Raw genomic sequence first — 10,576 nt, forward strand, 5'->3', positions numbered from 1 at the left:
TAAGGCTGGTTATCCAGCCTTTAGTTTTTTTGGGTGAGCTGTTTGTACTTAATACGCCTTAATTCATCACTCGGCATGTATTGGACTATTTCATATTCGCTCTTATACGGCGTTTCATTGAATATGGCCAATAACAACAACTGCGACAGCGGAATGGCTTCAGGCACCATCATTTCGATTAAGCGAAACTTTTCAGACGCATTCACATCAAATGCAACCAATAGCGCCGTATATGGAATGTGGCGATCTGCAAGTGATAAATCGGGGTAAATAGGTTGGTCCTAGTGCTAACGTTTGAAAGTCATACATATTCAAGCAAGAGATAGCTTTAGGTACATTGGATAGGTTCACGGCGTAAGATTCAATGTTTGAACACATATTGGCATCCAGTTTGGTTTTAACCCTAGTTTAGATGCATTTTAATATAATAACTTAGTTTTAACGTGCGTATTCTTAAACATAACTAAACCACTTCTTAAAACCTTGTTTTGTTTTAGGCTTAATCGGTATATACCATTTCATAAAAAGTTTAATGAACTGTGTTTTACCCTTTACAATCCTTAATACATCAATTAAATTGCCCTTAAATCACATCCAATATACAGGATATAGGCAATGACTAAAGAACAGCTAGACGACTTACAAACACTTGCAATGACTGACTATAAAACACGTTTACACGTTAAAGGTGTGCGAATTGTTGAAGTGCAACAGTACTCAAAGTCTGTCGATAACAACGCCGTACAACCACTTGCAACTAATACCACTCAACCGCAATTCTTAAATTAATTTTCCAAAAAAATACTTATAAGCACTTTCTGTATTAATATATCTTTATTAGTTTTAATAAAGCATTAATCAATGGAGTGCTTAAAATGTTAGATACTTTACTTTCGGTATTTTCAGCAAAACATAAGCTTTATAAGAATCTCAAGTTAAAACCCTTTATTGATACCCGTTTAGTCAATTCTGACAGCATCGCCATGACCGATGTTTTCCCTTTTCATCAAATCAAAGATTCTCTTTGTATGACTGGTATATCTCCTACTAATTTTGTACCAGGCAAAAACATTGTTTTGAATCCACATGCCAAAGATAACGATTCCATCAGCTACCTTGGTCAAGATACGCAAAATCATAAGCCGTTCTACATCTCTACCTTTGCTGAAGAATTGGCTGAAGTATTTAATCCGATTTTTGCAGAAATCATTCATCTTGAAACACCATGCTTACTTGACCTATCTGAAATTGGGGGCTTCTCAAATTCCAAGTCGGATTTAAGCCAGTACCGTAGCATTGATGATTTTGTAAAAAACGCATGCCCTGATTACATTAGTGATGTGAGTATGGAAAATTTAGATCGAATGTTGTTATGGCCAGAAATCCGTTTATTGAACTCTCCAGATACAACCACTGATCAATTTTTTATCTATGGCTGGAGTCCTAAGATTTTTGTTCAAAATGCTGGTGGATCACATCACATGGCTGCTGCACATTACTTGGCTAAGAAACTGAGCCAATGTGTGCCGATTCAAGGCAAAGTAAGTTTGAATCTAATCTCAAATAAAGCACTTCAAAACTTTGATTCAAAATACGCTGCGTTCGCCGTACCAGATGATGCATTGATTGATATGGGGAATGATTTATCAGAATCAGGGCTTGAATATCAGCTGGTGTTTTTCCGTGAACGTGAAGTTAATTTTATCTTCTTCAAAAAGAATGATCAGAATGCCCGTGTTATTTCGCTATTCAACAATCTGCATGCTTCATTGAATGGTGCATTAAAGACGGCGGTTCAAGCGCAATTCAAAAATGAAGCACTACTCACCATCATGAGTGCTAACCTCTCTGATACATCAAAAGATCAATTTTTTAGCACACGCCCTCACTTGGCTGAGATCTACAATCACGTTCAAAACGAAGTTTGTTTGAGTGGTCCTAAACCGACTAGCCCGACAATCTAAGGGGTAGGGAATATGGATCACCAATCATCAACTACACCACATGCACTCATTCTCGGTCTGACACTTGAACAGGCCATTTCTGTTTTAGCAAAGAAACCCGTTGATGCTACCCACTACAACTATCTTGAAGATGACGAGTACAACACCTACGTCATGATGAAACCTGAGTGGACTAGTCTCAACAAACATGCCTACCTACATGTAGATGGCTTAACCCATGAGCGTAAATGGATGTTTATGCCGAATGCTTCAGGTGAGTACAACTTGCTAGAGGGCTGTATTGACCTGTTTGAACTTAACCAGGCCATCGAACAGCAATATCTTGTGTTTGAACAATTCCTGAATAGCCACGGCGCACCGTTCCGCAAAGTTGGTGAGAAGTTTTCTTTTGTCACTCAACTTCTCTTTGATGCATGGGTGATAGATCCAGAACGTGCGATTCAAAAACTTCATGAGATGAAGGAAACAAAAATCTCATTACAAGTGCCTTTGCTTCATGGGGATAGTCAGCATGATTGATACGCAAAATACTAATGAAAACATTGCTTCAGAAATTGAAGCTCGTAGCGCTTTTGAAAATAGATACGGCGTGGTCGGTAGTCTGTTGGCCAGTGGCAATTATTCTTCTTGGGTGCATCAGGCGAAATGGGAAGCTTTTCGTGATGGTTGGATGCAAAGTGAAGTAGAAACTAAAAAATCTATCTATCAAATGCAAACACCAGCCATCAGCGATGACCAATTGGAAGTGGAAAAATTACTGCAGTTGCTCGATGACTTTTGGAATAAGAAATGGGGCGATTGGAAATCATCTGCAGATATGGTGGCGCAAGGTGAGGCAAATGCCTATGAACATGCGAGAGGATTGCTTGAAACGGCGATAAAACAAGATGAAGCCACATGCCAGTGGTTACGCAATCAATTGGCAACGATTCAAACTGAATTGGATGCTTTTATCACATTCGTTAATGAACACCTTGTTTACCATGAAAGTGATGGTCCAGATTTAATGTCGAAGATCCAGAAGCTCAAACATTTGATAAAGGTTAAACCATGATTACGGTTCAAATAGAGATGTGTGGCTTTGGGATTAAACGGCGTTGGGAGTTTGGAGATCCGCGCCGTGCGCCAATTACAGTTTTAGAAATGGGCTTCATTAAGGTTTGTAAAATGCGTGGTGATAGCAAACTGGTTGAGTTCATGAGGGGTTATGCAGACGACAAAGAATTCAACTGGCATCCCAAAGTTCGCATTGCACGTAGAAAAGCAGAACGTAAAGCCTATTCGTACTATGACAACCACTACAAACAGCAGATTAGAGAACTTTTCGATCGCCAAAATGTAGACCGCCAAAAACAATATGAATTGGAACGCCAAAACAAAGCGTTATTGGCTGTTATTGAACTTAAAAAAGAACAATCGTAGGTATATACCATGACGGGAATTGAATATTTTCAGAAGTATGGCTGGAGTCACGCCGTCCAGTCCGTTAGTCGAATTCCAAGTGAATACAACGAATATTCACCAGATCTCAAAACTGTTGTTGTAAACGGCAACTTTCGTTATGCGATGGCTGCGGAAATCAGCAAAAAGAAAACTGAAGTCTATGTTACTGAGCTCAAACAAATCATTGAGAGTGAAAAGCTACTAGAAGACTTCTTTAACTTGAATCTGGTTGGTATAGAAAAAGGCTTAAGTAATGCTAAGCGTGAAATGCAAGACATGGAAGAACAGGGGATTGTTGAATTCAACCATCGTTTTGATGACGACCTGACTTGCACCACGGAACGCATGAAACTTGCCATCGCTCAAATAGACCATCTTTATCAAAACAACATTACAAAAAGTGAGTAATGCCCATGTTAGAAATGTTCCAAAATCAAACCATGCGATATATCTCTATTGCCATTGGCGTGATTAGTATCTTTATATTCCTATACCTACTTAAACTCGGTGAGGGGCTTGTCATTAGCCTTATAGTTGCTGTGTTCATATGTGGTTTGAGTTTATTCAAACTGAAAAACTACTATGAAAAAAATAACCCATACATCAATGCAGAACACCTTGCTTGGCTGTATGGTGAATTGCAAGAATATGACCAGGATCTATTCACAACTGTCAGCAATCTGACCAAGAGTACTGGACGTTTAGAATTGAGCCAGCTTAAATCAATCCGTAACCGCTATGCTTCTTCCATGAACGAAACTCAACTACAAGCATTGGCCAGTGAACATACTGAAGAAAGCAAATATCGCTTAGACCAGTACAACTACTCAATTTATGTGATGGATGAAGTCATTAATCAATATTAATGGCTGTAATCTAATGGTGAGAAATATGAGTCAGCAAAAACAAATTAAGCAAAAAGTGAAGCTTTTAAATATATCCCCTCTATCCGCTTTTTTTGGATTTTAATGTCTGAACTCTCAGTCGTTTATGCGTTTTATTCGCCCTTATATGATGAATTATCGGGTGCCAACCTGATCATCATTCTTCATGCAATCTCTATTAACATCGCCGTGTTATATATCTGCTATACGCGGTATCAAATGTATAAAGAGCTACAAAACTATTGAAAGGTTTATAAAATGAACACAACTCTACCTATTCTTATTCATAGCGTTATTGGTGGTATTGGTGAACATCCAGATGCTAAAAAACGAAGCTTAGGATACGGCGCTATCATGCTGTATATACCGATTGAACATATGGTCGGTTCAGGTGTACTTAAGCTGATGATTGATGTGAATACACTGTCGATCTATGCGTCTGAAAATCCTAATTACCTAAAACAACCACATACCATCAATGAAGCTTCTCACTTGTGGAATGCATTGCGCTTTGACAGTGCTTCTAAAGCCAGTCGGAAGGTCATTCATGATAATGGGTATGTTGAGTGTTTGTTTTCCATTCCTATGAAGGTTCTTGAGCCATTTATGGGTGCTGAATTGATTCAAAACGAATTAGGACTTCCATACATGGCCATCGATCAAAGTGACAAGTCGAAATGCATGCCGATTTGGTATGATGTCAGTAAATCGACCAATCAATTTATTGATGGCAACTACAACGATTATCCTGGTGTGCAGCCAACTTAAATTTTTAAGAAAAGTTTTTAGCTTTGATGATTTGTTAATTATTTATATCGACCACATTGGCGATGATGAAGAGAACAGACTCAATATGGCCCGTTTAATGGGCCACATTTATTTTTATAGATTAGGGATGCTAACTGCGTGAAAACAAAAATCATTTTAAACATCATTTTGTGGACCTTAACCGTCCTAACTTGTTATGCGTGGATTGCCTTTACGTTTATTGAACCAGTTGGCTACACCATGACTTTTCTTGTTATTTTAATATTGATGACAGTAGTGCTCAGCTGGTGCTTGGCAACACCTTATATTAAGACCAAAGACCGAACCAAGCGACTAGACGAAAACTTTAAGCTACTTATGCTCTCTGTTGCTGTTGTTCCACTCCTAATGTTTCTACTGTCATATGGTTTTATATGGTGTTTCAAAACGCTAGAAAAGAAACAGTTCAACCATGACCATATTGCTGCGATGGTACCGGGTAGTAACTTCAATCAACTACAAAAGTTTGCCAAGGAAAACTACAACGCGCCACTTGTGTTAGGTGACTTTAACGAAAGTTGGGCTTTAACTTCCTTAGATATACCGCAAGCTTCTCCAGCTTCATTAAGATCTAGTACAGGATATTGCCTGGTGAATATGTCTAAAACCAGCATGAACACCATGTATAAAGAAGCAAAAACCGATGTAAGCTACAACGATTGGGAAATGCTGATATTAGCGCACGAGTTATCTCACTGTTTAGATCGTGCGACCGATGTGCCTGGTGAACTTGGCCAGCCACTTAAAGCATTAAATTCAATTGCGCCGTCTGATCGGTCCAAAGTAAAGATGGATGATGTATCTACCTTTGTAACGGCTGAAAGTAGCGGTAAAACGCAACTATGGCGAGAATCTTATGCGGATCTGTTTGCGGTAGGTTTTATGTCACTTGATCCAAAATACGATACTGCAGCGTTAAGAGAAAGCCTGATTAAATTACGTGAAAAACGTAAGGCACAAGATCCAACCCATAATTCGGTGTGTTGGTTGCAGTATTCTAAGAGTCAGCCTTTCCCACAAAAAGGTTCGGATGTTTATTCTTGGGCAAATAACATCAGAATTAAAGCGCCGTGCGAGTTGAAATAACTTGTCTTCAGACAAATTAAAAGCCCGAATTTCGGGCATCTTTTATACCAGCTAATTAACAATAAAAGCCAGGGCTTATAGTTGGTGCAGACATATCATCATAGATGCAATCTATACTGACTGCAGGTTTATCAATGTGGCTAAATAAGCTTGGATTGACCAATTGATTTGTTAGCTTAGATTTTTCTATACTAAAGCCAACCAGTTCAACTTCACAATCACACACGTAATGGAATTTTGCCTTACCGTACAACACAAATACATTAGGTGACTTCTCATACATCTTGAAGTACTCGGCTTGAGTTTGTGACAATGGAACCTCCAGCACCACAAAGCCATTTGGTACGACAAAAACTGCAGATCCATCTTTTACTGAGTAAACGATGGCTTGAACATCAGAAGCACGTTCAAAACCCACACTTTTTTTTATCATTTAGATTACCTTTTTATTTTGTAATATTCGCCTCGAGCGCAGCGTTTCGTACATCAGCTAGGTTTAACCAATGGCGGTGCTCAGCTTTAGTTTTTTCAATTTTGTGTGGTGTTCTTGGGTATTCCCAACTCCAGTAATGCTTTTTATAAATCTCCTTATCTTTCACAAGATACGCCTGTATAGATTGACTATCCTCATTAGTTGCATAGCCAACGCCAAAGTAAATATCTAAACCTTGCTTTAGTGCAGTTTGATAATCGGCTTCAAATTGAATAACAAGGGATTCAATCCTAGCTTCATGAGAAAAGATACTAGATAGTTTTAACATCACACGGCTCCAAGTTTAAGGCAATATGCCTCGAGATAAAACCATTATAACGGTCAAAATCCACTAAATTAGTTTATTTAAAAAAATTTCATTAAAGTTAAACCCTTGAAGATTAAAACATACGGCGAAAAACTTAGGTTTTTTATTCAATATTAATCAGACTTACTCAAATTTAGTCTAGATGAACTGGTATTTTTAAAATTAAGGCTGCTTCGCGTTCCCATTTGTGAACAGATTCTCATTTTTGAGAATGAATTATATTTCATTTTTTGACTGACACTGGAACAATTAGCCATAGACGAGTAGGGGGTGGGTAAAGCCATATACCACATTTAAGAAATAACGCCGTAGTGGTGTTAATTCATTGTTAATTGAATATGGTTTGAATTAAGGCTTGATGGAAATGCATTAGTAGAATTATGGGTGCTGAATTATCAAAATTAAGTTTTGGATTATTTTAATCAATTAAAAAAACATCGTTTGCGTTTATAAAGCCAGCAGTTGATCAATTAGCTGATCAACGCAAGGGTATTAACCTTTTTTATGGTTTAAATACTTTTGAGTACGTTCTAATAATTTCGGGATGGTTTTTTCTGCTTCTTCTTGGGTGAGATGCAAACCATAAAATTTATTAGTTGTTCCGTAGCTTTCATTAAGTACTGAATAGGGAATATATAAGGTGTACATGTCTTGTTCTACTGAGTACAACGTGATGAAGTCAGTCGTATATGAAAACTTGCCATTTTCGCTCTCTAGCTTGATTTGTTGGTGTTTAACGAGCTTGAGTGGTGAAATGCAGTCACCGCCATAGATCGCAACTGTGCCACGCTCTTTGTACAGCTTAATGAGTTTTTTGGTGCATTTTAACGGCTTGCCGTGTTTGTCCAATTTTGGTTGGTTGCGAACAAAGATGTTATAGCGAAGATTCGAGTCACCAAGCATCCCGCTTGTTGTTTCACTGATGGTCAATTGGCGTTTAGACTTCTTATAAAACTCTAATAAGCGTTGCTGTAAATTGAACCGTGAAACACCGCATTCGATGTCAAAATCTAGACTTTTAAAAGCGTTTTTATTACTGTTGTTTCCAAAGTAACAAACTGCATCGTTAAACATTTGCGTTAAGTTTGCAAAAATTAAGAGAAAGTCGTTTTGTGGGTACGGACGTTTTTGATACATGCACCCAAACTCACTGTCTGACAACTTATAAAAATAGGTGCGAACGCCAGTATAACTGCAAAGTGAATCATAAATGCGTGTGCCTTTAATTTGAATCTGAGTAACATAGCTAGATGAAAATTCAGGGGTAGCCCAAAGCATAGGGCTGAACAGGATGTCTTTCACTAATCCATTGTCGTATGCACGGTCGCCAACGCGACTCTTTTGGTTAATGCGGTCGTTTTGGGTGTAAACATGGATGTTCTTCAGCTCCAACGTTTCACGTTTGAACACGGTCTTTTCAGCGGTAGCAGTAGCGGTCGTCATGGTGAAGTTCCTTATCGGCTTAAATACGTGTGTGCAAAAATTGCTTGCATGGTTTTAAAAATTTGGTCTGTTTCAAAGTAGTCAGAAATTTGCTCTTGGAATGGGCTTTGATGGTTGCGAACCAACGTGCGAATCGCAGAACTATTTAAGGTGTCTGAGTTGGTAAAACCATTTTTTAGTACTTTGATCTCAAAATATGGGCTAGTGGATGCAATCACACTGACAATAATGTTGCCGTCTTGGTCTGTCTTAACTGACAAATCAGCAATTGGGCTTAGCTCATGGCGTAAAAAATACATATTGTCGGGGTTATAGATTGCTTTAAATCTGATTCCGTCTTGGCATATAGCGCAAAACAGTTCATTCACCGACTCAGCAGTAAAGATCGCCCCAAACGTCACAACAACAGGCCCGACATTTTTTTGCTGTTTTTCATCATGTTTGATGGTTAGCTCGCAATGCGCTGTAATTAGGTTTTGCATGGTTTATATCCTCAAATGTGATTCAGTGGCATACGCACGTTATCCGTGCGTATGGGTGAATTGAATTAAGAAAGTTCGCGTGACCAACAATCTTCTATACGGTCGTATGCGTAGCCGTTTTGAGCCATTAACGTGCAAATGTCTTCAAGGTTTTTGCCAAAGATATTTACTGAGGTAACTTGGTCGAGTACTGATGTATGACCAAAGTTTTCTTTTAATGTTGCAACGTAGATTTCAACGTCCATGAAGAAGAAATTTGTTTTATCAGCCAATGTCGGCATGTGCTGTTGAAATTGAAGTTGAGCATAGTCACTATCCGCTTGAAGATCCGCAAGGGTTAAATCACAGTTGTTGTCGATGTAATCTGAGATTTCATCAAACAATGTTTCCATGTGAGCACCGCTAAAAGTTTTAGGGAAACCGATGTATAAAGTGCCTTGTAACTGTACTGATTGAGCGTTTAAATTTGACATGCTGTTCACTCCAAGTTTTAAGCTTTCTGCTTTTGATAGTTTCATTTTATGGGAAAACACAACCTGGCAAACTTTTCTCGAAAAATAAGATTTTCAATCTTTTTTAATCAATTAAAAAACATCGCTTGCGTACTAATATGATTTTTCTATTAGCCGTATCGCCGTAATGCATTAAGAATAATTTAACGAGCAATTAGTTAATTAATTAAGTTTAATTAAATTGTTAAGTTTTAAAACATATGAAGATGAACCAGCTCAAGACCGTCTTGTGCTTGAAAACATCACCATTGCTGAAGCGATGAAGTTAGCTGAAAACAACGGATTCTTTAAAGCAAAGTACCAGGTGCTTAAAGTGATTCAATATTTTGATGTTGAATTGGTACTCACGGCGTCTGATGTTGAGTACTGTGCTGAATTACACCAGTTTAGCGGTGGCTATAACGTGACGGTGCTTGCTGATACACCTGAACAAGATCTTATTGCAATTCTCAATTCATTGGGGATATTGAATTAGAGCCATCTCGTGATAAGAGAATGCAGCTCCGAAAAATGGAGTCTAAATTTAAATCTGCCTTTAAGGGATATGATTTATCCCAAGTATCCATAGTGATATGGTCAGTGTATGTTCACCAGTGGCACGATCGCAAAATTAGTACCGTATATATCTAAAAAAAAACCACAATAACAATTGATGGTTTTTTAATGAGCTTTATAAAATGGGTTCATCATACGCACGGCATTTGTGTTTTACATTTGGATCTATGCCAATTTGATTCGGATATAACAGGTTTAATACCTGGTTAATGCGATCAACTACGCATTGATTAAACAAGATATGACAGTTACCGTTTTCGTAGATCTTAATGCGTAATAAATTATCATCAATGCTATGCCAGATACCACGATCTAACCTGAGTTTATCTAATCTAGTGTGGTCTAAAGGCTTGCCAAATAACTGCCTTGCTATAAAGCGTACTTCTTCCACTAAATTATCTCGTCTGCAATAAGAATGGTAGCTATTGTGATGAATGATCACGCACGGGTTAATACCAGCACCAAGATTGGTTGAGGGTGTAAATAATTCTGTGTAAATACAGTTTTAAAAATACTTGGTTACACGCTCTTCAAACATGATACTAAAGCGGTTCATAGCAGATTTCCAATTTTGGATAGGCATTGTCCATTTTTTGCTTG

17 protein-coding genes are annotated in these 10,576 nt (G+C 38.1%); 10 read left to right on the forward strand and 7 right to left on the reverse strand.

The features are described 5' to 3' along the window. Positions 1-20: 20 nt before the first annotated feature. A complete protein-coding gene (locus HYG93_RS10485) occupies positions 21-206 on the reverse strand; it encodes a hypothetical protein (RefSeq protein WP_178962463.1) in 186 nt (61 codons plus the stop codon). Positions 207-615: 409 nt separating this feature from the next. On the opposite strand from HYG93_RS10485, the gene HYG93_RS10490 reads away from it, so the two are divergent. From HYG93_RS10490 to HYG93_RS10530, 9 genes are all read left to right on the forward strand, one after another. After that, on the forward strand, positions 616-789 hold the full coding sequence (locus HYG93_RS10490; protein ID WP_165382508.1) for a hypothetical protein: 174 nt from the start codon (positions 616-618) through the stop codon (positions 787-789). Between the two features lie 86 nt (positions 790-875). Next, positions 876-1,964 (forward strand): DUF6685 family protein, encoded by a 1,089-nt coding sequence (locus HYG93_RS10495; RefSeq protein WP_042892355.1) that lies wholly within the window; start codon positions 876-878, stop codon positions 1,962-1,964. 12 nt (positions 1,965-1,976) lie between these two features. Further along, positions 1,977-2,483: a hypothetical protein gene (locus HYG93_RS10500; protein ID WP_005005926.1), complete on the forward strand. Its 507-nt coding sequence runs from the start codon at positions 1,977-1,979 to the stop codon at positions 2,481-2,483. Next, positions 2,476-3,018, forward strand: coding sequence for a hypothetical protein (locus tag HYG93_RS10505; RefSeq protein ID WP_005005928.1), 543 nt, complete (start codon positions 2,476-2,478; stop codon positions 3,016-3,018). Before HYG93_RS10500 ends, HYG93_RS10505 begins: the two co-directional genes overlap by 8 nt. Next, positions 3,015-3,386 (forward strand): hypothetical protein, encoded by a 372-nt coding sequence (locus HYG93_RS10510; protein ID WP_005005929.1) that lies wholly within the window; start codon positions 3,015-3,017, stop codon positions 3,384-3,386. The genes HYG93_RS10505 and HYG93_RS10510 overlap by 4 nt, the downstream gene beginning before the upstream one ends. Before the next feature lie 9 nt (positions 3,387-3,395). Then, positions 3,396-3,815 (forward strand): hypothetical protein, encoded by a 420-nt coding sequence (locus tag HYG93_RS10515; protein ID WP_000145713.1) that lies wholly within the window; start codon positions 3,396-3,398, stop codon positions 3,813-3,815. Positions 3,816-3,820: 5 nt separating this feature from the next. Beyond that, positions 3,821-4,273 (forward strand): hypothetical protein, encoded by a 453-nt coding sequence (locus tag HYG93_RS10520; RefSeq protein WP_033917408.1) that lies wholly within the window; start codon positions 3,821-3,823, stop codon positions 4,271-4,273. Between the two features lie 276 nt (positions 4,274-4,549). Further along, entirely contained in the window at positions 4,550-5,059 is a 510-nt protein-coding gene (locus HYG93_RS10525) for a hypothetical protein (RefSeq protein WP_005005975.1), read from the forward strand. Between the two features lie 138 nt (positions 5,060-5,197). Beyond that, positions 5,198-6,184 carry a hypothetical protein gene (locus HYG93_RS10530; protein ID WP_024160941.1) on the forward strand — a complete coding sequence of 329 codons (987 nt, stop codon included), beginning with the start codon at positions 5,198-5,200 and terminating at the stop codon, positions 6,182-6,184. A gap of 55 nt (positions 6,185-6,239) precedes the next feature. Here HYG93_RS10530 and HYG93_RS10535 read toward each other — a convergent pair whose 3' ends face one another. The 5 genes from HYG93_RS10535 to HYG93_RS10555 form a co-directional block, all read right to left on the reverse strand. Continuing rightward, the gene (locus HYG93_RS10535) at positions 6,240-6,617 is read right to left on the reverse strand and encodes a hypothetical protein (RefSeq protein ID WP_024160775.1); all 378 of its coding nucleotides are present in this window, start codon (positions 6,615-6,617) and stop codon (positions 6,240-6,242) included. A 13-nt stretch (positions 6,618-6,630) separates the two neighbouring features. Beyond that, positions 6,631-6,945, reverse strand: coding sequence for a hypothetical protein (locus tag HYG93_RS10540; protein ID WP_024160774.1), 315 nt, complete (start codon positions 6,943-6,945; stop codon positions 6,631-6,633). A gap of 531 nt (positions 6,946-7,476) precedes the next feature. Then, entirely contained in the window at positions 7,477-8,427 is a 951-nt protein-coding gene (locus HYG93_RS10545; protein WP_005005981.1) for a hypothetical protein, read from the reverse strand. Positions 8,428-8,438: 11 nt separating this feature from the next. After that, positions 8,439-8,909: a hypothetical protein gene (locus HYG93_RS10550; protein ID WP_005005983.1), complete on the reverse strand. Its 471-nt coding sequence runs from the start codon at positions 8,907-8,909 to the stop codon at positions 8,439-8,441. A 65-nt stretch (positions 8,910-8,974) separates the two neighbouring features. Then, positions 8,975-9,382, reverse strand: coding sequence for a hypothetical protein (locus HYG93_RS10555; RefSeq protein ID WP_005005986.1), 408 nt, complete (start codon positions 9,380-9,382; stop codon positions 8,975-8,977). A 220-nt stretch (positions 9,383-9,602) separates the two neighbouring features. On the opposite strand from HYG93_RS10555, the gene HYG93_RS10560 reads away from it, so the two are divergent. Further along, entirely contained in the window at positions 9,603-9,896 is a 294-nt protein-coding gene (locus HYG93_RS10560; RefSeq protein WP_005005987.1) for a hypothetical protein, read from the forward strand. Between the two features lie 195 nt (positions 9,897-10,091). On the opposite strand, the gene HYG93_RS10565 is transcribed toward HYG93_RS10560, so the two are convergent. Then, complete coding sequence (locus tag HYG93_RS10565; RefSeq protein WP_372658877.1) at positions 10,092-10,367, reverse strand: hypothetical protein; 276 nt, start codon at positions 10,365-10,367, stop codon at positions 10,092-10,094. Between the last annotated feature and the right edge of the window lie 209 nt (positions 10,368-10,576).

Source organism: Acinetobacter sp. SwsAc6 (assembly GCF_013391565.1).
GTDB classification, from domain to species: Bacteria; Pseudomonadota; Gammaproteobacteria; order Pseudomonadales; family Moraxellaceae; genus Acinetobacter; species Acinetobacter cumulans.